This is a genomic window from Mesorhizobium sp. M1406 (genome assembly GCF_040317555.1).
Classification (GTDB): domain Bacteria; phylum Pseudomonadota; class Alphaproteobacteria; order Rhizobiales; family Rhizobiaceae; genus Mesorhizobium.
The window spans coordinates 1-22,628 of record NZ_JAMYKW010000043.1 but is presented as its reverse complement, the minus strand read 5'-3'; the positions used below and the strand labels follow the sequence as shown (position 1 = coordinate 22,628).

At 59.0% G+C, this 22,628-nt stretch carries 16 protein-coding genes; 6 read left to right on the top strand and 10 right to left on the bottom strand.

Features of this window, described 5'->3' with window-relative positions:
- Nucleotide 1: 1 nt before the first annotated feature.
- From NKH03_RS25895 to NKH03_RS25870, 6 genes are all read right to left on the bottom strand, one after another.
- Nucleotides 2–2,389, bottom strand: a complete 2,388-nt coding sequence (locus NKH03_RS25895; RefSeq protein WP_352883270.1) for a xanthine dehydrogenase family protein molybdopterin-binding subunit — start codon at nt 2,387–2,389, stop codon at nt 2–4.
- A 13-nt stretch (nt 2,390–2,402) separates the two neighbouring features.
- Nucleotides 2,403–2,879 carry a (2Fe-2S)-binding protein gene (locus tag NKH03_RS25890; RefSeq protein ID WP_352872292.1) on the bottom strand — a complete coding sequence of 159 codons (477 nt, stop codon included), beginning with the start codon at nt 2,877–2,879 and terminating at the stop codon, nt 2,403–2,405.
- Nucleotides 2,880–2,892: 13 nt separating this feature from the next.
- On the bottom strand, nt 2,893–3,996 hold the full coding sequence (locus tag NKH03_RS25885; RefSeq protein ID WP_352883266.1) for an ABC transporter ATP-binding protein: 1,104 nt from the start codon (nt 3,994–3,996) through the stop codon (nt 2,893–2,895).
- The gene (locus NKH03_RS25880) at nt 3,993–4,907 is read right to left on the bottom strand and encodes an ABC transporter permease (RefSeq protein ID WP_352971432.1); all 915 of its coding nucleotides are present in this window, start codon (nt 4,905–4,907) and stop codon (nt 3,993–3,995) included. Before NKH03_RS25880 ends, NKH03_RS25885 begins: the two co-directional genes overlap by 4 nt.
- A complete protein-coding gene (locus NKH03_RS25875) occupies nt 4,904–5,779 on the bottom strand; it encodes an ABC transporter permease (protein WP_352971430.1) in 876 nt (291 codons plus the stop codon). The genes NKH03_RS25880 and NKH03_RS25875 overlap by 4 nt, the downstream gene beginning before the upstream one ends.
- Nucleotides 5,780–5,846: 67 nt before the next feature.
- A complete protein-coding gene (locus tag NKH03_RS25870) occupies nt 5,847–7,157 on the bottom strand; it encodes an ABC transporter substrate-binding protein (RefSeq protein ID WP_352971428.1) in 1,311 nt (436 codons plus the stop codon).
- A gap of 883 nt (nt 7,158–8,040) precedes the next feature.
- Between NKH03_RS25870 and NKH03_RS25865 the strand changes: the two genes are divergently transcribed.
- Entirely contained in the window at nt 8,041–8,721 is a 681-nt protein-coding gene (locus tag NKH03_RS25865) for a LacI family DNA-binding transcriptional regulator (RefSeq protein ID WP_352971426.1), read from the top strand.
- 320 nt (nt 8,722–9,041) lie between these two features.
- On the opposite strand, the gene NKH03_RS25860 is transcribed toward NKH03_RS25865, so the two are convergent.
- The gene (locus NKH03_RS25860) at nt 9,042–11,603 is read right to left on the bottom strand and encodes a glycosyltransferase family 4 protein (protein WP_352971425.1); all 2,562 of its coding nucleotides are present in this window, start codon (nt 11,601–11,603) and stop codon (nt 9,042–9,044) included.
- Between the two features lie 87 nt (nt 11,604–11,690).
- Between NKH03_RS25860 and gmd the strand changes: the two genes are divergently transcribed.
- Nucleotides 11,691–12,731 carry a GDP-mannose 4,6-dehydratase gene (gmd, locus tag NKH03_RS25855; RefSeq protein ID WP_352971424.1) on the top strand — a complete coding sequence of 347 codons (1,041 nt, stop codon included), beginning with the start codon at nt 11,691–11,693 and terminating at the stop codon, nt 12,729–12,731.
- Between the two features lie 10 nt (nt 12,732–12,741).
- Here gmd and NKH03_RS25850 read toward each other — a convergent pair whose 3' ends face one another.
- On the bottom strand, nt 12,742–13,530 hold the full coding sequence (locus NKH03_RS25850; protein WP_352971421.1) for a sulfotransferase family protein: 789 nt from the start codon (nt 13,528–13,530) through the stop codon (nt 12,742–12,744).
- Between the two features lie 124 nt (nt 13,531–13,654).
- Here NKH03_RS25850 and NKH03_RS25845 point away from each other — a divergent pair, with 124 nt between their 5' ends.
- Genes NKH03_RS25845 through NKH03_RS25835 form a run of 3 tightly spaced genes read left to right on the top strand, consistent with a single transcriptional unit; the run spans nt 13,655 to nt 18,122 of the window.
- The gene (locus tag NKH03_RS25845) at nt 13,655–16,393 is read left to right on the top strand and encodes a hypothetical protein (RefSeq protein ID WP_352971420.1); all 2,739 of its coding nucleotides are present in this window, start codon (nt 13,655–13,657) and stop codon (nt 16,391–16,393) included.
- A gap of 44 nt (nt 16,394–16,437) precedes the next feature.
- Complete coding sequence (locus NKH03_RS25840; RefSeq protein WP_352971418.1) at nt 16,438–17,304, top strand: UbiA family prenyltransferase; 867 nt, start codon at nt 16,438–16,440, stop codon at nt 17,302–17,304.
- Between the two features lie 47 nt (nt 17,305–17,351).
- Nucleotides 17,352–18,122: a glycosyltransferase family 2 protein gene (locus NKH03_RS25835; RefSeq protein WP_352971416.1), complete on the top strand. Its 771-nt coding sequence runs from the start codon at nt 17,352–17,354 to the stop codon at nt 18,120–18,122.
- Between the two features lie 99 nt (nt 18,123–18,221).
- Here the strand turns inward: NKH03_RS25835 and NKH03_RS25830 are convergent, their stop codons facing one another.
- Nucleotides 18,222–20,111 carry a sulfotransferase family protein gene (locus NKH03_RS25830; protein WP_352971415.1) on the bottom strand — a complete coding sequence of 630 codons (1,890 nt, stop codon included), beginning with the start codon at nt 20,109–20,111 and terminating at the stop codon, nt 18,222–18,224.
- 303 nt (nt 20,112–20,414) lie between these two features.
- On the opposite strand from NKH03_RS25830, the gene NKH03_RS25825 reads away from it, so the two are divergent.
- Nucleotides 20,415–21,137, top strand: a complete 723-nt coding sequence (locus tag NKH03_RS25825) for a class I SAM-dependent methyltransferase (RefSeq protein ID WP_352971412.1) — start codon at nt 20,415–20,417, stop codon at nt 21,135–21,137.
- Nucleotides 21,138–21,158: 21 nt separating this feature from the next.
- On the opposite strand, the gene NKH03_RS25820 is transcribed toward NKH03_RS25825, so the two are convergent.
- Nucleotides 21,159–22,136, bottom strand: coding sequence for a UDP-glucuronic acid decarboxylase family protein (locus NKH03_RS25820; protein WP_352971410.1), 978 nt, complete (start codon nt 22,134–22,136; stop codon nt 21,159–21,161).
- Nucleotides 22,137–22,628 lie beyond the last annotated feature (492 nt).

The following is a 22,628-nucleotide window of genomic DNA, read 5'->3' as shown; positions in this document are numbered from 1 at the left end:
CTCATTCGGCTGCAAGCGCGGCGCGTGAATTGCGGATGATGTTCCAGATCCGGTTGGGCGTTGCCGGCATGTCGACATGGGTGATGCCCAGTGGCTGCAGGGCGTCGACCACGGCATTGATGACGGCAGCCGGCGAACCGATGGTGCCGCATTCGCCGCAACCTTTCACGCCCATCGGCGTATGGGTACAGGTCGTCGAATGCGGCGCCACGATGATCGACGGAAAATTGTCGGCGCGCGGCATGCAATAATCCATGAAGGACCCGGAGAGCAGTTGTCCGGAGCTTTCGTCATAGACCCCGTGCTCAAACAGCGCCTGACCGACACCCTGGGCGATGCCGCCTTGCAACTGGCCCTCGACAATCATCGGATTGATGATCGTGCCGACATCATCGACGGCGGTATAGCGCTCGAGCGTCACCGTGCCGGTGTCGGGGTCGATTTCGACTTCGGCGAAATGCGCGCCGCCGGGATAGGTGAAATTGACCGGGTCGTAGAAGGATTGCTCCTCGAGCCCGGGTTCGAGCGTTTCCAACGGATAATCGAACGGTACATAGGCCGCGCCGGCGATCTCGGTGAACTTCTTCTTGCGGTCCGTGCCGGCGACGGAAAACTCCCCCGCGTCGAAGATGATATCCCCTAGATCGGCCTCGAGTTGGTGGGCCGCGATCTTCCTCCCCTTCAAGATCACCTTGTCGGCCGCCTTCGAAAGTGCCGCGCCGCCGACCACGAGCGAGCGCGAGCCGTAGGTGCCCATGCCGAACTGCACCTTGGCGGTGTCGCCGCAGACGATGTCGATATCCTCGAAGGGTACCCCAAGGCGATCCGAGACGATCTGCGCGAACGTCGTTTCATGGCCCTGGCCGTGATTGTGAGTGCCGATCAGCACGGTGACGGCACCGGTCGGATGCACGCGCACCGTGGCACTTTCATAGAGGCCGCCGCGCGCGCCGAGACTACCGGCGAGCCGCGATGGCGCAAGCCCACAGGCTTCCACGTAGGTGGAGAGCCCAAGGCCGCGATATTTGCCGCGGCGCGCCGATTCCAGCCGCCGCTGCTCGAATCCTTCCACATCGGCGAGCTTCTCGGCCCGGTCGAGGCAACCCATCGGGTCGCCGCTGTCATACTCGACGATGACCGGCGTCTGATAGGGATAGGCCTCTGTCGGGATCATGTTGAGACGTCGGATGGCGCGCTTATCGATACCCATCTCGATCGCCGCCACGTCGACCAGACGCTCCAACACGAAGGTTGCTTCCGGCCGCCCGGCACCGCGATAGGCATCGACGGGAACGGTGTTGGTGAAGACCACCTTGACCGAGCAGTGGATGGCCGGCATCCGGTACACCCCCGATAGCAGCGGTGCATAAAGATTGGTCGGGATATTGGGTCCGAAGGTCGAGAGGTAGCCCCCCATATTGGCGAGGGTGCGCACCCTCAAACCCAGGAACTTGCCGCTCTCATCGAGGGCCAGATCGGCCTCGGTGAAATGGTCGCGGCCATGGGCGTCGGAGATGAAGCCTTCCGACCGCTCGCATACCCACTTGACCGGTAGGCCGAGCTTGGCGGCTGCCCAGGTGACGACGGCTTCCTCGGCATAGTGGAACTGCTTGACGCCGAAGCCGCCGCCGACGTCTGGCGCCACGACGCGCAATTTGTGCTGGGGGATATGAAGCACGAACTCGCCCATCAAGAAGCGCACCACATGCGGAAACTGGCTGGTGGTCCACAGCGTATGCTGGCCAGTGGCGAAATCATATTCACCGATGGCCGCGCGCGGCTCCATCGGATTGCCTATGAGGCGGTTGTTGACGAGTTCGATGCTGGCGATATGCGCGGCGTCAGTAAAAGCCGCCTCCACGGCGGCGGCGTCGCCCAGTTCCCAGTCGCAACAAAGATTATCTGGGATCTCGTCGTGGACGGCGGGCGCCCCCGCCTGCAGGGCCTCGACGACGCCGACCACGGCGGGCAGGACCTCGTACTGGACTTCGATCGCCTCCACGGCGCTCCGCGCCTGCTCGACCGATTCCGCCACCACAAAGGCGACGGCGTCGCCGACGTGGCGCACCTTGCCATGCGCGATCGGCGGGTGTGGCGGCTCCTTCATCGGGTTGCCGTCCTTGCCGTGGATGCCCCAGCCGACCGGTAGTCCGCCGACATTGTCGGCTTTAAGATCTTCGCCGGTATAGATCGCCGCCACGCCCGGCATGGCCCGCGCTGCCGTCGCATCGATCGCTCCAAGCCGGGCATGCGCATGCGGCGAGCGCAGGAACGCGCCGTACAACATGCCCGGCCGCCTCATGTCCGCGACGTAGTTGCCGCGCCCGGTAACGAAGCGCAGATCCTCCTTGCGCTTTGGCGACGCGCCGATACCGACCACTTTTGACATGTTCATAAGCCCCTCACTTCGCATCGCGCATGGCGGCAGCGCCGGCGATCACCGATTTGACGATGTTGTGGTAGCCGGTGCAGCGGCAGAGATTGCCCTCCAACCAATCGCGCACCTTCGTCTCGGTCGGGTCGGGATCGCGTCCGACGAGATCGACCGCGCTCATCAACATGCCCGGCGTGCAGAAGCCGCATTGCAGCCCATGGTTTTCATGAAAGGCCTGTTGCATCGGATGCAGACTGGCACGCCCGGCAACCGACAGGCCTTCGACCGTCATCACCGAGCCACCATCGGCCGAGACAGCCAGCATGGTGCAACTCTTCACGGACTCGCCGTTGAAATGCACGAGGCAGGCACCGCATTGACTGGTGTCGCAACCGACATGAGTTCCCGTGAGCGAGAGCTGCTCGCGCAGAAGCTCAACCAGGAGCGTCGCCGGATCCACCGAGACGCTGATCGGGCGTGTGTTGAGTGTAAGATTGATTTCCATCACGGGCTCCGGGCTAGGCAAGCAAATGTGCGCGGTCGATCAGCCATGCGGCAAGGACGTTGTCGCCCACATCGAACGGATTCTTGAAAAAACGGCGCTCCGGCACATAGGCGACGAATTCCGTCTCGCCGGCCGCGTCAAGCATCACCTTGACGAAGTTTCCCTGGTACTCGATGCCCAGGATCGTCGCCGGCACCGATGCCATGTCCTCGGAGAGTACCGTATCCTGGCGGAAGAGCTCGACATCGTCGCGCCGCACCGCGATGTCGATTGCCTGGCCGGCCTCAAGCCGGGCACCAGCGTGCACTGGAATCTGAATGCCGGCGATCTCGGGGCTCGCGATCATCGCCCGCGTGCCGTTGATCTTGCCGACCTTGCCGCTCAGGACATTCTGCCCGCCAAGAAACTCCGCGACGTAGCGATCCTTCGGTGCGGCATAGATTTCGCGCGCCGGACCCGACTGCTTGATCTTGCCGTTCTCCATGACGACGACCATGTCGGCGAGCGCAATCGCCTCGAGCTGGGTGTGCGTGACATGAACGAAGGTGATACCGAGTTCGCGCTGCATGCGTCTCAGCTCGGCGCGCATCCTGATGCGCAAATGCTCGTCGAGCGCCGACAGCGGCTCGTCGAGCAGCAGCACCCGCGGCTCGGTGATGGCGGCGCGGGCCAGCGCCACGCGTTGCTGCTGGCCACCAGACAGCTGCGCCGGGAGACGGTCGGAAAACTCGGTCATCCGCACCTTCTCGATCATGGCGTCGGTCTTGGCGTAGCGCTCCGTCTTCGAAAGCCCGCGAACCCTGAGCGTGAAGGCGATGTTGTCGCGCACCGTGAGATGCGGAAACAGCGCGTAGGACTGGAACATCATCGCCGTGCGGCGCTCGACCGGCGGCAGGCCGACGACATTCTCGCCGCCAATCAGGATCTCGCCGACGGTCGGATCCTCATGGCCCGCGATCATGCGCAGGATCGTGGTCTTGCCGCAGCCTGACGGGCCGAGAATGCAGCAATAGGCGCCGTCCGGGATCTTCAGATTGACGCCGTCGACCGCATAGGTGAAGCCGTCATAGCTCTTGGCGACCCCGGCGATTTCGATATGGCCCTTGCCGAGGCTCATGCCGCGCCTCCCAACTGGCCAGACGGGCGCGACTCGCGCCGCTTTTGGATGAAGGCGATCGTGCCCAGGCTCGCAGCAATGACAACAAAGGAGACGATCGTTGTGACAGTGCCGAGCGCATAGAGCGCCGGTGAGGTGATGTTCAGCGTCATGCTCCAGATCTCCAGGGGCAGCGTGTTGAGCGAGCCGGCCGTCTGCAGCGTCCGGGCAAATTCATCGTAAGACAGCGTGAAGCCGAACAGCGCGACAGCGACAATGCCGGGCGCCAGCACCGGGATCACAACGAGGCGGATCGTCTGCCAGGGCGACGCGCCGAGATCGCGCGCGGCCTCCTCCCAGGCATGGTCGAACCGCGACATGACAGCGAACATGACAAGCACCCCGAAAGGTAGCGTCCATGAAAGCTGCGCGCCAAGCGCCGATGTGAACAGGCTTGCCTCGACGCCGACCGCGTTGAAGATGAGCCCGACGCCGATGCCGAGCACCAGGCCAGGAGCAACCAGGCTGCCGATCATCAGGTAGAAGATGATCGTGTCGCCAGCGAAGCGCTTGCGGAAGCCGAGCCCGGCCAAGAAGGACACGGCCACCGTCAGCACCGTGACCACGATCGCAAGCTCGAACGAGCGCTCGAAGGAGCCTTTGACATCGCCGGTGCGAACTTGCGTGAAGAGGTCGACGAACCAGTGCAGCGACAGGCCCTTCATCGGGAAGACCAGCCCGCCGCGCAGATCCTGGAAGGAAAGAATATAGATGCAGGCCATTGGACCGTAGAGCGCCATCAAATAGAGGGTGAACAGGATGGCAAGCACGTAGAAGGTCCACGGCCGTCGTCCACTGGCCGGCGCGATCGCCCTGCTTCTGCGCGCCGGTGCGCTGGCGACGGTTGCGTCCGAGACACGGGCCAGGCTCATCGCGTGATCTCCTTGCGAATGTCGACCAAGCGCAGGATCAGGCCGACCGTGACAACGAGGATTGTCGTCAGCAGAACCGCACTTGCGGCTGCGGTCGGATACTGCAGCACAGAGATGTCCTCGTAGAAGGCGCCGACGACCGAGGCCGAACCGCCGCCCGACATCACCTTGACCACGAAGAAATCGCCCATGACGATCGAGATGACGAAGATCGAGCCCAGCGCGATACCACTCTTCGACAGCGGCACGATGATCAGCCGCATGATGTCGAAACGACTGGCGCCGGCGTCCAGCGCGGCCTCGACGACGCGTTTGTCGATCCGCCCCATGGCGTTGAAGATTGGCACGATCATGAAGATGGTCAGCTGGTGGACATAGGCGACCACCACCGCGAAGCTCGAAAACAGCAGGAATTCGAGCGGCTGGTCGATCAAGTCGAGCTTGAGCAAGGCCTCGTTGACCAGCCCTTCCTTGCCGAGCAAGGGGATCCAGGAAATCATCCGGATGATGTTCGAGGTCCAGAACGGCACCGTGCAGAGCAGGAACAGCCCAAGCGCGAGCAATTGGTTTCTGACATGGAAGACGAGGAAATAGGCAACGAAGAAGCCGATGAGGAGACTGAAGAACCAGGTCAGCACGGTGAACTTGATCGTCTCGTAATAGAGATTGAACGTCAGTCCCGAGGTCAGGATCTCGGTGTAGTTGTCGAGGTTGAAGGCCGGCAACAATCCCCCGAACCCGTCGGTGTCAAAGAAGCTTGCGGCCACCACGGCGATCAGTGGCAGCACGAAGAAGGGGATCAGCACGACGACCAGTGGAGCCACGTAAGCCCATCCGGCCAGATTTTGCTTCAACGCAGCGCTTTGCGCCATCGCGGAACTCCGAAGATTTCGGATGAAGGTATGACCGGGCACGGCGTGCCCGGTTACGGCTAGCGCCTCAGGCGACCTTGAAGTCGTTCCAGCGCTTGTTCATGTAGGCCGCCTCTTCCATCAGCGTGTTCCAGCACGAGATATTGGTTACGCGCTCGACGAAGGAGCCGCCGTCGCGCATGGTGCCCACCTTCTCCATGGGCACACCATATGGATCCTTGACCTCTTCCGGTGCCGGTTTGCCCTCGTACCAAAAGGTGTATTCGGCTGGCGTCATGAACTTCTTCGCAGTGGACGGGACCGGACTGTAATAGCCGTAGCGGCTGACGAAGGCACCCTGCCAGCCCGACATGTACCAGTTCATATATTCATAAGCGGCGTCGAGCTTCTTTCCGGTAAGATGTTTCATCAGGCCCATGCCGTTGCACCAGCCGCGATAGCCTTCCTTGTCGCCCTTCTTGTTTACCGGGGCATATACGCAAGGAATTTCCTTGACCCTCACAGCGGCGACGGCTGGCGACCACATCGACTGGATGATCACCTCGCCAGCCGCCATCAACTGCACCGATTGGTCGAATGTGGTCCAGGTGGCCCGGAAGTGGCCCGACTTCTTCAGTTCGATCAGCTTGTCGATGGTGAAGTCGATCTCGGCCTTGGTCATGTTTCCCTTGTTGCCGTATTTTATCAGGTCGGCGCTCTCAAAACAAAGAGCGGCGTCCATGATGCCGATCGCCGGCACGTCGAGGATCGCCGCTTTGCCCTTGAACTTCGGGTCGATCAATTCCTTCCATTCGGTGACCGGATGGCCGACCAGATCGGGACGGTAGCCGATGGAATCGGCATTGTAGACCTGCGGGACATTCGTCAGCCATTCGGTGACGCCGTCATGCAGTTCGGTCGAGCTCGGTTTCTCGATGTAGAGCGCCTCATAGGGGGAGATACCCTGGCGCGGGATTTCGTGCCCGTCGAGTTCACCTTTGGTGAAGATCGGCAGGAAGTTGTCGAATTCCTTGATCCGCTTGGCTTCGATGCCCTGGATCACGCCGCGCTTGGCAGCGAGCTTGGCCTGCCAGCCTTCGAGATCGGCAATATCGACCGAATTCGGCTGGGTGATAAAACGATTGATGGCTGCCGAGGTGTCGAGATTTTGCATCGTCACCTTGAAGCCGAGGTCCTTGGCGGCCTGGTCACCGATGGCCTTCACCACCGAGTACGAAACGCCGAGATGGCGCAATTCAATGTCCTTAATCTCCTGGGCCCAGATCGTTGGAAACCCGCCGATCGCACCCGATCCGACGGCAGCCCCGGCAGCGGCCGCGCTGCCTTTAAGAAACTTTCTTCTGGTCACTGAATTCGTCGACGCTTTCACCTGTTTCATGGTCAAACCCTTCCCCTGCATGCCGACCCTGTCGTCGGCAATCCACATTCCTTCGATGTCTGGCTGTCTGCTTGAGGGCAGGATATATTTTTTGCGTTGCCCGCCAAATTAGAAGTAAAAATTCCAATTATAAGCAGCGCAAATCTGCCGCCGATTTGGGCACGGGTAAACGCAACCCTGCCAAAACATATGCAGAAAGCTCAATTTCCTGGGATTTCCGCCAGAATATTGAGCAAACCGGCGATTCTGTTTCGCGAAGACGCGCAGCAGCCGAATGAAAATAACGCTAGGGCGCTCTGGCTGAGGCCCCGTCGCTGAATCTTAAGAACACGACTTGCGAACGTTTCAGGTTTGAATGGGCTTGAGTGGCACGTTCCCTCTGCAAGCTCCAGATTATGCGACTTGCCCGACGCAACTTTTGTAGCATGGCTCCAGTTCGGCTGGAGGTCGCATTTGGGATACAGACACCGATATTTTGCGCCAATTCAGTTTGCCTCTGCAGCATTCTCGATCGGGCGCTCGAACCATCCCATTGACACGCTTGCGGCAGCCAGATCGAGCGGCCGGAATGATGTCGCCGCTGTTCCAGTCGTTGCCCTTCAGGCGAACCGGGAAATTGCCGGCCCGCGTTTGTCCTCGATCCTGGCATTGACCGGCTCCGACATCTTGCCCAGATTTCGAGAATTATCGACAGCACCGGTCGATTTTCCCAGCTGGACTGGACAGATTTCACGATCGGAAACGCTGTCGGCAGGTGAAGATCGGAGCTTCCAGGAGACGCTGATACTACCCGGTCAGCCGATGGCCGGGTCGCAGCCGCAGTCTACGGACCGCCGCTGGGGCGGCGACGTTCGGACAAGGTGCGTCCAGCAACCCGGTAGCGTTGCGGCGCGCGCTAGCGGCGCACCTTTCAACCCGACCTTCAGGCCGGCCGCTTGCCCTGCTTGATAGGGCACTGCCCGATCTGGGTGTCGATACCGTCACGATCGACGATCGCGGCATCGCCATGCGGGCGACGCGCATTCTTGCGGATGCCGGCCACCGCAACATCGCCTATGTGACTGCGGTCGACGCCGAAGGGCATGAATACCGCGATCTGGCGCAAATCTACACCTCGTCGGTTCGCGAGCGTATCGACGGCTTCCTCACCGTGTGCCGTGACGCCGGAATTGAGCGGCCAGAACGCTATGTTCGACTTGGTGCAACAAGCCCGGCCGAAACGCGCGGGGTTGCCGACAAGCTGCTGTCCGGACCAGATCGGGCGACGGCGATCCTTGCCTCCGACAGCGTCACGGCGCTGGAGATCTTCAGGGTGATCCGCCAGCGCGGCTTGCGGATTCCCGAGGACATTTCGCTGATCACCTTCCATGACGCAGATTGGACGAGCGTGACAACGCCGCCCGTTACCGTCATTGACCAGCCGGTCTATACGCTTGGCAAGAGTGTCGCGGAATTGCTCATCCGGCGGTTGAAGGGTGAAACACGATCGCCCGAAAGGCTCATTCTGCCGACCGCGATCATCGAACGCGGATCCGTAGGTCCGCCCTCGAACAGAGGGCGGTAGACGCCCAAGGGTCAAGCGCAAGCAACGCGGCAGTTTGCCCAATCGGAATTCAGCGTCAGGAGGTTGCGAGGTTCCCGCTCCATACCCGTCGGGCATGCTGGGTCACCCTGTGTCACGCTTTAAATTCGCTTTGAAATGCGTGACTTGAGCATCTCCTTCTCGCGCGCCAGACTGGCGCGCGACGGGTGATAGAAAGCAAATGTAGCCAGTTGTCCTGCGAGGGCGTTATTGGAGGAAAGAAATGCGCCTTCCCTGCCCCACAATGCAACGCCCATCCCGCGCAGCGGTTCGTTCTCCGACCCTGGGGAACATCAACAGTATCAATAGGCATTTAGAATGGAATTCCTATATCCTTGGATGTCTTGAAGGCGACTAGCGATCACCTTGCCGACCGCCTCGGGGCTGTGCACCGCGGCCATATACTTCCGAGCACGCTCGCCCACAGCGGCGACGACCTCAATGTTGTCGGCAAGTTGCTCCATGACCCGAGCGGCTTCATCTATGTCGGGATCGGCCCATTTCTGGCCTTCGAGGAAATAGGGGTATTGATCGGGTTCGACGCCGATCAATCGGTATGGAATAGGAAACCCCGTTTGCGTGCCAACAAAATCCTTACTTCCCGAAAAGTCTGTTGCAATAACGGCTTTGCCCATAGCCATGGCTTCGGCAATTCCCAACCCGAAGCCCTCCGAGCGATGCAACGAGACGAAGACATCGCACGATTTTGTCAGACAATAGGTTTCGGTCCGAGTGAGAACCTCATCAATCAACACAATCCTGTTGTCGGTCTGCGCCAGGCTACGAATTGAATTCAGAATTGCTCGTTTGTGGGGGCTATTACCCATTGTCTTGATAACCAAAGAAACCCGTCGATTTCGGTCATGTCCGAACGCGCGAAGGTAGGCTTGTAAAACGGCGTCCGGGTTCTTCCGGTCCGGGTAGGACGAAAAATCGAATGCAAACAGAAATGCGGTAGAATTCTTTTGAATCTTGAAAGGCTCACGGCTCGCCTCGATGTCGGGCGGGACGGATATGGCCACCGGAATATGCACAACGGGGCGGTCAGTACCGGCCATGAAGGCATCCCGAACGAAGGCCGTCGGGGCCCAGATCTCGTCCATATGTTGCAGACCGTTCAGCCATTGAGGGTGAATCGAAGGCAGTTCCCAGAAAGGCCTGACGATGTTGTATCTGTTTTGGAGAACACCGCCGCCAATGCCATGAATGGTTGACCCCAGCATGTCGGCGTTTACGCAGAAAACGTTCACCATTTTGGAAGGTCGAACAACGATGTGAGACGTCAAGGCTCTATCCCTCCTCGACGAAAGAACCTGCTCGTCAAAGTTCGTGACATCATAGTTGATGTTGGCACTGTCGACTGAGCGAGCTAGCGAGCGCATTGCTTCACCCACGCCCGTTTCTGAAAACGGATAACCGATCAGGGACAGGCCGGGCCCAAGGGTGGCCTTCGATGTCGTATCGAAATTTGCGGGCCACGCATGCCTGAACATCGCATCGAGAAAGCGCTTTCGCTTGGCCGGTGGCACCATTCTGTAGAGCCAGCGAATGTGAGGCTGAACTTTCATGAGAGTTCGATAAGCGCGGCGCGCGATACGCGTCGCAATCACGGATTTTTCTGTGGCGGAAACATCTGCGGTTCCGTGACCTAGTTGGCGGATTCTTTTGGCGACAGTTTGCGTGAACCTGGCAGGAATCCCTGCCGACGTTGCGCCGCCGGCGATATACCAGTCGGCGTAGTTTATCTGGGATTTCCCCTCTTGGAGAGGGAAGTAGGATTGTAGGTCTCGCCTCGTCGTCCAGAGTGCGTGCGCAAGCTGCGTGACCACACCACCGGGGTTGGGCTTGATGCCGGCTGGACGGTCCAGATGGCCCGGCATCAGAGTGAAAGGATCGCCCTCGAAAGGCTCGAGCTTCTCACGAAAGAGAATTCGCGCCAGTTTCGGAATTTTGGTGCCGTCGGAGAACGTCCCGAAGCCATAGGGGACAGAAGAAAAACTGCTTGCGCCGAAATCTTCCAACTGGTCATGATAACCCGCTGTGAGGCTTGCCAACGCTTCCGTAGATGTTGGTTTCCATCGCTGCTGGTGCTTCGACAGGACGCCCCTGTCGCCGGGAGTGATTCCGCTGAAATGGAAGAAGGCGAGTGGCGAGCCGTTGACCTCGTAGTTCTCATTCGTGGTTTTGATCGTGCGGGTATCCAGGTTCCAGTACGCCACGTTGTAAGCTGGATGGCGCAGGATGTGTGTGCCCGGGCAATAGGCGGGCCACAGGTCCATAAATTTCTGGTCAACGAAAATCCCGTCGCTCAGGCGATCGGCGACACACTCGCGCTGCAGACGCGACTCCCACCATTCCAGCAGAGCCGACGTCTCGCCCGTCCTGGCCAAGGCCAAAAATCCCAGATTGTAAATCCCGGATTGCATAAAGGTCAGGTCGTTTGGGCTCTCGGAATGGAGATTGGGGGCGAGGGAATGCGGCGTCAGGATGGAAGTCGCTCCCTCATCGAACGCCCGCAATATCTCGTCGAAGCGACGATAGGCGAAGATATCCGGATCTAGGTAAATCACGCGGTCAAAACCATCGGCAAAAAGTCGCCGGAATAACGTTGGCTTGATGGCCGTATTCAGTTCCACGACATCGTAGCGAAAGCTGAAAGAGCGACGGTCAGGCAGATCGAGTTCGTCGAAAAAAATATGAGCATCGAATTCGGGGAAGGCGCCCTGTTGCAGATCGTTCCGAGGTGTGTCAGCGATGGCCAGTATGCGTGAGAACTCTGGATGGTAGCGAGCAAACGAAGACGCAAGCGTCCGCGAATAGTGGAGATAGTTCCACGATGAAATCGTAAAGAACGCATTCCTCATGCTGGGCCCGAATCTTTCTTTGCCTTCGCATCCAAACGTTGCCATAGCCCACGACAAGGGAAATCCACAATCGCAAGGGGACGGGCTGTGGCAAATAAGACCGCTTTGATAACGGGCATCACGGGGCAGGATGGAGCTTATCTGTCAAAGCTGCTGCTCGACAAGGGATACCGTGTGGTGGGCTCCATGCGCCGCACGTCGGGGATAGGCACATGGCGCCTCCAAAATCTGCAGGTTCTGCAAGATATCGAATTCGCGTCGATGGAATTGACCGAGGACTCAAACGTGCGTGTGGTGCTGGAGAATGTCCAGCCTGATGAGATATACAATCTTGCGGCTCAGAGTTTTGTCGGAGATTCGTTTAGACAGCCAATCTATACATCTCAGGTGACCGGGATTGGAACATTGAGGTTGCTTGAAGGCGTCAGGACTGTCGTCCCTGCAGCTAAATTCTACCAGGCTTCGACGTCTGAAATGTTTGGTAAAGTGCAAGAGGTTCCGCAAAACGAAAGAACTCCCTTCTATCCGCGCAGCCCTTATGGAGTGGCCAAGCTATTCGCGCATTGGACGGTCGTGAACTACAGAGAGGCGTATGGCTTGCATTGCTGCAGCGGCATCCTCTTCAATCACGAGTCGCCTTTAAGGGGCGTGGAGTTTCTCCCTCGAAAAGTGACACTTGGTATGGCCAAATATGCGTTGCGCGGCGAAGGGCCTCTGCGGGTCGGAAATCTAGAGGCGAAAAGAGATTGGGGCCACGCCCGGGATTATGTCGATGCAATGTGGAGGATGCTGCAAACGACGCCTGTAATGGATTTCGTTGTGGCGACCGGGAGAACGCACACGGTTCGTGAATTTGTCGACATGGCCGCGAAAGCCTGCGGCATCTTTCTGGATTGGCAAGGAACGGGGCACAACGAGCGAGGTATCGACCGGACTACCGGAAAAGTCGTTGTGTCTGTTGACCCGGCCTTCTACAGACCATCGGAGGTCGACCTACTTGTCGGCGACTCTTCGCTTGCCAAAGAGGTGCTTGGCTGGAGTCCCACGGTTCGACTGGAGGATCTGGTCGCCGAGATGGTTGAGGCCGACATGCAACGGGTCTCGTCAAACCATGCTGCAGGGTTCTAGCGGCAGCGCTCTAATATCCCCATAGCCTGCCCAGATCGCGGCCGATCAGGTCGCTGGTCGTGGACACGTCTGCCGCGAACAGTTTTTTCAAATCGACTGCCACGTCGTCGGCGATTTTTGTTTCGAACCCTACGGCGCGGTTGTCGCGGCACTTCTGGTTTACATTGACACCCAGGAACCGCTGCAATTGCCGCGCCCAGAGACCCTGGCGGAAGGGGCGCCATCGCGTTAGGTCATCGTAGACCAGCACCAGTATCTGGTTGTGGGGAAATCTCCGGTAATAACTTTGCAAATGCTTTCCGTAAAACGAGTGATTTATATTCATGGCTGCAGAATACCATGAGTTATATTCCAATTTATTGTCGTATATATCCGCCAATCCCTTTCTGATATATGAATTTATATTTAGCTTAAGTTCCGGACCCAAAGACGGGTCTATCTTCCCCTTCATGTGCCTGTAATGTGAAATCACTCGGCTGACAGGGTCCCTGAGCGTCGCGATGATTTTTGCCTCCGGATTGTAGGCCTGTATCCCCTCCGCCACCTGGATGCTTGAAAGATAGACGGGGGAAATATCGGCGAGATAGCGATGCTCAGTCCTCGCCTCCGAGAAGCGCATCTCGTACACGCTTTCGGTCACATCCGCGTCGATGCCGAAGCCATTCATCTCTTTCGCTTCGGGAACGAAGACCTTCCCCGTCCCGCGCAGCATCCATGCCAGACTGCTGGTTGCGGTCCTTGGGGCTCCGATGCCGAACAGATTTACCCGCCTCGCGGTGTGCGCTTTTAACAGTGTCAATCTTATCCCCCAAATCGCCGGCAGCCCGGCATGATCTAAATATTCTTGTGTCCGGTTGTAGCCGCAACGCGATCGTTGTACGAGCGCTACACGTCCCACTAGGAGCCTTGAACGGGGAAGATCGTTGATCGTGGCAATGACCGCCCACGTTCCGAGCCAGATGGTATCGACGCCGGCTTTTCGACGCATCCGTGCGCGCGATGTCGCGATCGCTTTGCTCCTCGGGTTCCTCTCCCTCCTGGTCTTCAACGCGAATATGCGCTCGATCGCGGCAGCGGACAGCTTCGCAGCGCGCTATCTGCCCTTTTCAATCTGGCAGAATCACAGCCTGACCTTGAACCCAATCCTAGACCTGGTGGCTCAGGGTCGAAAGCCTCCGTCAACGCCGGACAAGACTTACAATGCCCATTGGATCGTGAAGGTTCGTGGGGGCAATTTCGTGTCGAAATTTCCGGTCGTTGTTCCCGTCGTCCTCTCCCCACTCTATCTGCCGGCGGTCATGTATCTGGACCGACATGGTTCCGACCCGCTGCTGTTAGACAAGCTCGCCCGCATCATGGAAAAGCTCTGCGCTTCTTCGATAGCGGCGGTCTCTGTGGGGCTGCTCTACTTGCTGCTTCGACGCAGGACCGATGAAGGGTGGGCAGCCATTCTGAGCTTGCTCTATGCATTCGGTACCACGACATGGGTCATCAGCAGTCAGGCCCTCTGGATGCACGGACTCGCGCAGTTGCTGGTCATAGGCACGATGCTTTTGCTTACAGGCCCAGCCAAGCCGTGGCGGGTCCTGCTCGCCGGTCTGCTTTGCACGCTTATTGCGGCCAACCGCCAGCCGGATGCCATACTGGCTGCGGGCTTGGGTATCTACGGCCTGTGGTGGGCTGGCCGCGTAAGATCACTGCTCGTTTTTTCAGGCATGGTCCCCATCGCTCTAACCCTTGCCTACAATATCATGCTCGTCGGCAATATTGCGGGTGCTTATGCAGTGCATGTCAGAGCCGGCGACTTAAATGACAGCTTGATGGGCGGTATCGCGGGTCTGCTTTTCAGCCCGACTCGAGGTCTCTTCGTCTTCTCCCCTTTCCTGCTATTTGTCCCGATGTTTTTTCGCCGCCTCGGGGCCGAACACTTGGGACGAGGTCTAACTGCGGCAGTCGGTTGCGCAATGATCGTGCAAGTGTTCTTCTACGCCATGATCGACTGGCGGCAAGGCATGTCCTGGGGACCGCGATGGCTTACCGACATGGTGCCCATGCTCATATGGATGCTTCCAACGGTCGTGAAAAGCCTGTCACGCAGCGGCCGTGCGGCATTCGGCCTTGCATCGCTGGCGGCGATCTCAACCCAGACGATCGGCGCTTTCTGGTACACTGGCATTTTCGACATGCCCGTTATCTCAACCCAGGGCCCGGACAGAATGCGACCGGCCTGGGACATTCATAACGCGGCCTTCATCGCCGAACTGTCCCACCCGCATGTGCGCCCCGACCTAGTTGTAGATTTAACAGGCAACATCGACGTGGTTAACGTCTTGCCCGCAGCCGTCGGCGGCCAAGCCGGCCGGCAGCTCGAGATCCTTGGATGGGCGCTCACCAATAATCACACTCCAACAGATGTCGGTGTGCTGATCGACGGCCGGCAGGTGGGTGGAACCCGGGATTTCTTTGGCAGAGCCGATGTAGAGAAAGCTTTGGGACAACCGAGCCCAGCTGGTTGGCGCGTCACCATCCCCATCGATCACATGACGCCGGGCGAACATTTCCTGGCGGTTCTGGTGCGCGCGACCCCGGGTGGCGACCCGCGCCTGCTCAAGCAGATCTCGTTCCTTATTCCTGAAGACAAAGTGGCACTTGAGCATGTCAGCGATCTGCCTAGCGCAGCGCGGCACGCCAAGCAGATGCTCGCTAGCGATCAGCAGGCTGGCGGCTACTGGCTTACATCCTATACCAGCGCAAACCGGTTCGATCAGCCGCGCCAGGAACTCAATACCTATCTCAACGCCGTCATGCTTGACGTGGCGAGCCCGGTGGCCGAAGCCGCGGGCTTGAGCGACATGCTTGGTGGAGCGCGGCAGTTCCTATCTGCCCAGATCGAAGAAGGCGGCCTTGTGCGCTATCACGGGCGACCGGATTCGCCGACAATCGGCACGCTCGGCTGCGCCATTACGCCCGATTCGGACGACACAGCCCTGGCGTGGCGGGTCGCGCCCAGCAACAAGCGCGAACTGCTGCACCCGGCGCTTGCCACCATCGCGCAATTCAGGCGGGATGACGGGCTTTACCAGACTTGGCTTGCGACAAGAGACGAGTACCAATGCCTCGATCCGGGACACGACCCCAATCCCGCGGATGTCGCAATCCAGATGCACATATTCCTCCTTCTTGACCGAGTGGATAAATCCGCCGCGCGGGCGCTGTGCGACGCCCTCTCAAAAAAGGCGAGCGACGACGGTATCTGGGTCTACTATGCGGATGCGCCCATCATGCCGACGTTGCGGTTGGCGGACCTTGAAAAAGCCGGCTGCCTGCCGCCGTTTCCGCAATCGCGATTGCAGACCGATATTCCCGGCCAGGACATCTGGGTTCGGGCCGCCGGAGCGCTTCGGCAAATGGAAAGCCATGCCGGCTCATCCGAGACCTATCAACGCACAGCCGAGTTGCTGAAGGATATTGCGGCCGATGACTTTTCCTTGTTAAGCCACACCCCTCCGCTTCTGTATCACAATGACCTTAGTGCGACGGTAAGACGATTCTACTGGTCGCAAGATTTCGGCTATGCCCTGTGGCTGCGGCTCTATTTCGAGAATGAGCTTATGCGCTCGAAGTTTGCCTGCGGCTCAAAACAGGAATGTGGTGACAAGTGACACAAATCGCCGGCGAACCAGCCCCTCGAAGTCGCCTCCCGGCGATGAAGTTGTTGTCGCGTTGGCTTTCCTGCATCCGTATTGACGAGGTCGCGGCCCTGCAGGCCACGCCTTTCATCGGAGCCGTTTGTTCAGTTGGGGCCATGTCGGCGGGTCATCTTCTGACCGGGGCCATCGTGATGGCGGGCAATTTGTGCCTGATGGCTCATGTGTTCGTTCTCAACGACTGGTCAGGTATCTTCAGCGATCTCAAGGACCCGGACCGGGCCAGCCGGACATTCGCTGCAAGAGGTATGTCACGCACGGAAGTCGGTTATATGGCTGGCTCACTACTGGCGATCAGTCTGCTCCTTGTTGGGCTTATCGGTACAAGAACGCTCCTGATCGCAGCAACGATCGCCGGATTAAGCGCCCTGTATTCCAGCCCCACCTTGCATTTGAAGGGTGCGCCGCTCTTCAGCTCAGCCCTGCATTTTGTTGGCGGCTGCATGCATTTCCTGCTTGGTTACACAGCCTTTGGCGCGATCAATGCACAGGGCGTTGTCGTGAGTTGTTTCTTTGGACTGGTATTCACCGCCGGCCATTTTACGCATGAGGCGCGTGACTACGAGGTTGATCTGCTCAACGGCATACGCACGAATGCCGTGGCGTTCGGCAAGACGCAAAGCTTTGTCGCCGGCTTGGTGCTTTTTATCTCCTCTTACATCTACCTAGTCGCGCTGGCTGCATTCGGGCTCGTTCCGTTTGCTCTCGTCTTTGCCGTTGCGCTCATTCCGTTGCATCTGTTGGCGTCCCGCCGCGCCATGCGGGCTGGCCTTACCCCCCAGAGCCTGCGTCGACTGCAACGGTGCTATCGGGCGCTCTTCGCCACCATTGGCATCGCCATGATCTTGATGGTCGCTCTATCCTAGCCGGCGGTGTCGGATTCCACCGCAACAGCTGCTGGCCTCGAGGTTCCATGCTCTCCGTAATCGTACCGGTCTTCAACGAAGCAGCGACTTTGCCACACGTCCTGGGGATGGTGAGTACAGCACTTCCCGAGGTGGCGAAGGAGATCATCGTCGTCGACGACGGCTCCTCCGACGGCACCCGCGAGTGGCTCCAGGCCAATTTTCCAACCGGTTCCCGCTGGGCCACGGCCCTGACAGTCGGCGTCGAAGGAGGTCTCCTCTTCGCCGAGGAACCGGCGAGTGCCCCTGTTGCGGTGCGCGTGTTCTATCACGACAGAAATAGCGGAAAAGGCGCCGCTCTGCAAACCGGGCTGGCGGCAGTCCAGGGCGACGTAATTGTCATCCAAGACGCCGACCTTGAATACGATCCCGCGGATTGGACCGTCATGTATGACCTCATTGTCAGGCGAAAAGTTGCGGATGTCGTCTATGGCTCACGTTTCTACGGCCGGCCTCATCGCTCTCTCTATTTCCACCATTATTTGGCCAATCGCCTCATCTCTCTGGTGTTCAATCTTCTCTTTAACCAGACACTTACCGATATTGAATGCTGCTACAAGATGTTCACGCGAGACGTGTTGAGCCGGCTGCGTCTGACCTGCAACGACTTTGGTTGTGAAATCCAGCTCAGTGCCCAGATCGCGCTTGCAGGCCGTTGGCGCATCTACGAGGTGGGCATTAGCTACTTCGGTCGCACCTACGAGGACGGCAAGAAAATCGGATGGCGCGATGGTGTCAAAGCGATCTGGTATCTCGCCCGTTTCCGGCTTTTTTCCTAGTCGCCGCCGGAAGTTAAGCATGCCGAGCCATGGTCCTAGGCAAAACCAGCTACAAATGGGGGGCTTGGTCAAATGTGCCTGGATCTAAGCTCTTCGCCGTCAGCTCCATGCGGTCGGGTTGAGTTTTTCTAGTTCTGCCTCCAGCGACTTGGCATACTCCTGGGTTTCAGCTCGCGACCGTTCGAGACCTCGGGCGTATTCGGCTGCGGTCTCATTCGTCTTCCGCAACAGGGCCACTGTGTCCTCCAGGGAGCTCGCATAACGCGCGGCCTCCGCAGCATCTCTCGATCGCGCTTCGAGGGCTGCTTGCAAGCTGTGCACATACCGGCCGACCTCCCCATTCAGCGTGTTGCCGCCGGCGGCCGCCTCGATCTGAACCCGCGACTGTTCAAGACTTCTCGCGTATTCGGCCGCGCTCTCGTTCGCCGTCCGCAATTGGGCCACCGTGCCTTCTAGGGAACTCGCATAACGTGCCGCCTCCGCGGCATCCCTCGATCGCTCCTCAAGGGCTACCTGTAGGCTGTGTACATACCGGCCGACCTCGCCCTTCAACGCATTGCTGTTTGCGGCAATGATCGCTTGAGCGGTACTTCGCTCGACTGCCATTTTTTCCAGGTGTTCGATGCCGATCGTCACCAGAGTTGATGGAAGCGCGCCATTCTCTTGCCTGATCCAGTGGGGGCTCCCCGCGGCAACAACGGCCAGGGAAATGCCGTCGAGCGTCAATCCGGTCTGCTTTGCCACGGCGCTTGCGCTGCCAAGGCCATCCTGATCCTGAAAGAGAATGGCATCGTAACGCCGCGCCCGGACGTATCTCCACAATCGAATCGTCGCAGCCAGGAAGGATGGCTCGATTGGCGGGTCGTCCTCGTAGGGATACTCGATGTCGAAGGAATGGCTTTCGGCAAAGGCGGCAAAGGCGGTCTCATCTGCATCGGTGAAGGCGCCGATGTCGACGATGGAAATTTCGATGTCGTCGGCTATGGCGGCTTCGACCGCGGCCATCGCCGAGCCGTCACCAGGGGTCGGCTTCCAAAACAGGCCGCCGGCAAGGCATATCTTTCGCCTGCCCCTACCCCGGCGCATGACGCGCAGACGAGATCGCCCTGACGGTCGCTGCTGGGCCGGAGGCTGCTGAATGGCGGTATAGACATCGCCGAACGACTGCTTCACTGCGTCGAAAATGGCCGGGTCTGGGCCACGGCCTTCGGTTGCGCCACGCAGCTCCGAAAAGATCGGCGCGATCCATTCGGACCACACCCCATGGCGGTGATCCAAGTCCTCGGGCTCTTGATGGTGCCGCAGGTCGCGCGAAAGAAAGCCGTCGATCTCGGAAGCGGCATCCGGGACAGATTTCGGCCATGCGATATTGAGTTCATCGCCCAGGCGGCGCACGACCGATCTCCAGTCCCCGAGCAATTTCGGATAGTCGCAGAACGCCCTATCGACGCCGCGCGTGTATTCCTCGGCCGCAAGATTGTAGCGCAACCACAGAAGGCCACCCCTATCCAGCGGCCACGATTGCCAATCGCCTGCCACGCCCTGTCGCTTCGCCAGCGAGAGCGCAACCTCCACTGGATTGCGCGAGATGACGACAGCGGCACACCTTATCTTCAGTCTACTCAGCGCGACGCGCCACAAGGGAAACAGCAGCGCGATTCGGGGGTCCTTCAGCACGAACAACGGATCGTCGCCATATTCATCGGCGATCAGATCCACCAGCCTGTCGACGCAGGCGAGAGCCTCAGGCCGTTGCAGCCATTCGCTGGCAGGCCCTTGGACGTCGTTTACCGGACACTCGGCCAGATTCAGAATCTGGTCATTGAGGCGAACAGCAGCCTCCGGCTCCCAATGGCCGACCTCGTTGCCCAATCCCGCGGGATTGAGGTTGCGTGGCAAGGCTGCGCCGAGAAGACTGAGCACGCGCGCCAGCGCAGACGTCCCGCTGCGGTGCATCCCGACAACAACTACGGCGGTTCTGTTGGTCATGACGCCTCCAGGGAATCGCGCTCGACGCCTAGGGCAGATCCAGGAACAGTGTGAAACGATTGTACGTCCAAAGTTGTTTCAAAGCAGGCGGATGGGGGCCGTTGCCCTGAAACGGTAACGCGCTCTGGCAGCGGTACGTCAGGGGTGTCCATTCGCCCATCGCAACTGTTGGGAAATTCAGTTGCACTGTTGGCAACGGTGGCACCCGCATGCATAGTCGCGGCTTGGCGCGCATCGCCGGCATATGAGGCTCGGGTCAAAAATTTATCTCCTGAGTGAGGCAGGACGTTGGAGATTAGAGATATGTACCCGGCAGCACCAGCTTCGACGTCGCTCGACCGCGAGCGCGCGCGGGCGATCGTCGCAAGGGTAAGCCATTGGCACCACAAGTTTGAAGTGTTCCCAGGCGTGGTCACTCCGGGTTCCTATGACCCAGGATTCTTACTCGAAAAACTCCAATTGCCGAAAGACATGGCCGGCCTCAAAGTCTTGGACATAGGTCCGTCGGACGGCTTTTTTTCGATGAACATGGCGCGTCGCGGAGCGCGGGTGACGGTCGTCGACTATCGGGCCAAGAACGTTCATGGTTTCGGAGCCATGGAGCAGTTGACCGCTTTGGAATTCGATTACCGCCAAATGAACCTATACGATATCCCTGGATCGGACATTGGCACGTTTGACATCGTGCTTTTTCTGGGCGTTCTCTATCATTTGCCCGACATGGTGCGCGCGCTGAACATCGTTGCCGGACTGTGTCAGGGCCGCCTGCTGATTGAAACGGAATTCGCGCCGGCCCTGATGCCTGGTGTCGCGGCCGCGCAATACTACGAAGCGGCCTCCCTTGCCGGCGACATCACCAATTTCTGGGTGCCCAATCGGGATTGTCTCTTTGCTATGGTGCGCGACATTGGCTTTAGGATTAATCGCAGCGACAGTTGGGACACACGCATCCTTGTGGACGCCTCGCCAGGCGGTACAGCAAAAACGGAAAAGATGGCCTATGCTTATGGGCTGCTGCCAGGCTGACTGGTTCACGGCCAAAATGGCTCAGCGCATCCGCGGCGCAACGTCCAGCAGCCGATCCCTGAAATAGTCGATCGTTTTGTGCAACCCGGTTTCCAGACTCACCGTTGGTTCCCACTCGATCAGGCTTCTGGCCAGGCTGATATCGGGCTGGCGACGTCTGGGGTCGTCTTGCGGCAAATCACGGTAAGCTATCTTCGACTCAGATCCAATCATTCGCGTGATCATCCCGGCTAGCCCAGTTATCGAGAACTCTTGCGGATTGCCGATGTTGAAGGGGCCGATCACGTCCGGTCCCGTGTCCATCAAGCGGATCAGGCCGTCGACAACGTCGTCAACATAGCAGAACGACCGGGTCTGGGACCCGTCGCCAAAGATGGTTATCGGATCGCCACGAAGCGCTTGCACGATGAAGTTCGACACCACCCGGCCGTCCGCCGGATGCATGCGCGGTCCAAACGTATTGAAGATGCGGGCAACCTTGATCTCCAGTCCGTGCTGTCGGTGGTAGTCGAAGAAGAGCGTCTCTGCGCAACGCTTGGCTTCGTTATAACATGAGCGTGGTCCGATCGGATTGACGTTGCCCCAATAGGTTTCCGGCTGCGGGTGAATGGCTGGATCGCCGTAGACTTCGCTGGTGGATGCCTGGAATACCTTGCATTTCAGTCGCTTTGCCAACCCAAGGATGTTGATGGCGCCGTAGACCGATGTCTTCGTCGTCTGAACCGGATCATGTTGATAGTGAACGGGCGATGCTGGACACGCCAGATTGTAGATCTCGTCCACTTCCACATAGAGCGGGGAGGTCACGTCGTGGCGCATGAACTCGAAGCGGGGATGCGTTGTCAGGTGATCAATATTGCGCTTCGACCCCGTAAAAAGGTTGTCGACACACAGGACCTCGTTGCCGCGTTTGAGTAGGCGGTCGATGAGATGTGAACCGATGAATCCAGCACCTCCGGTAACAAGGATGCGGGTCCGATTATCGCGAAGTCGCGCCAATTGTTTCACCTAGAGCTGTGGGTTCATAGGGTTCAGTTGCCTGGTCGTGCTGACACTCGTTCGCGTTAGGCGAAACCACGATGTTGTCAATGGATTGCGTTCCCGAGGAGTGGCCGTCCACGATCTGGTCTGCCTCCGCCCTAATCGATTCACGTTCGCGGAAAATGACGGGCGCCACAATGGTGGCAGAAATTTTTCAGCCTCCTTGGCGAGCGTCAAAACCTTGCGTGATTTGTAAACGGTACTCCGAGTCCGTCTCATGGCTCGCTCGGATTCTCTCGCCGCCAGGGGCAACTGCGTTCTAAGAGTCCGCTCTCGGGAGACTGTGCTTACCGCCGGAACGACCGACATTGTGAAGGGTTTCGGGTGCCGTCAGGCGTACGAAAGCCTCCCATGCAGGAACCCATGGGCCGCATGCTGTGCGCTATGGGGATTTGTGTGGCGGGGTGTGCCAGCGCCTGTCGCGAACGCTCACATTTCGTGCTGCGGGCG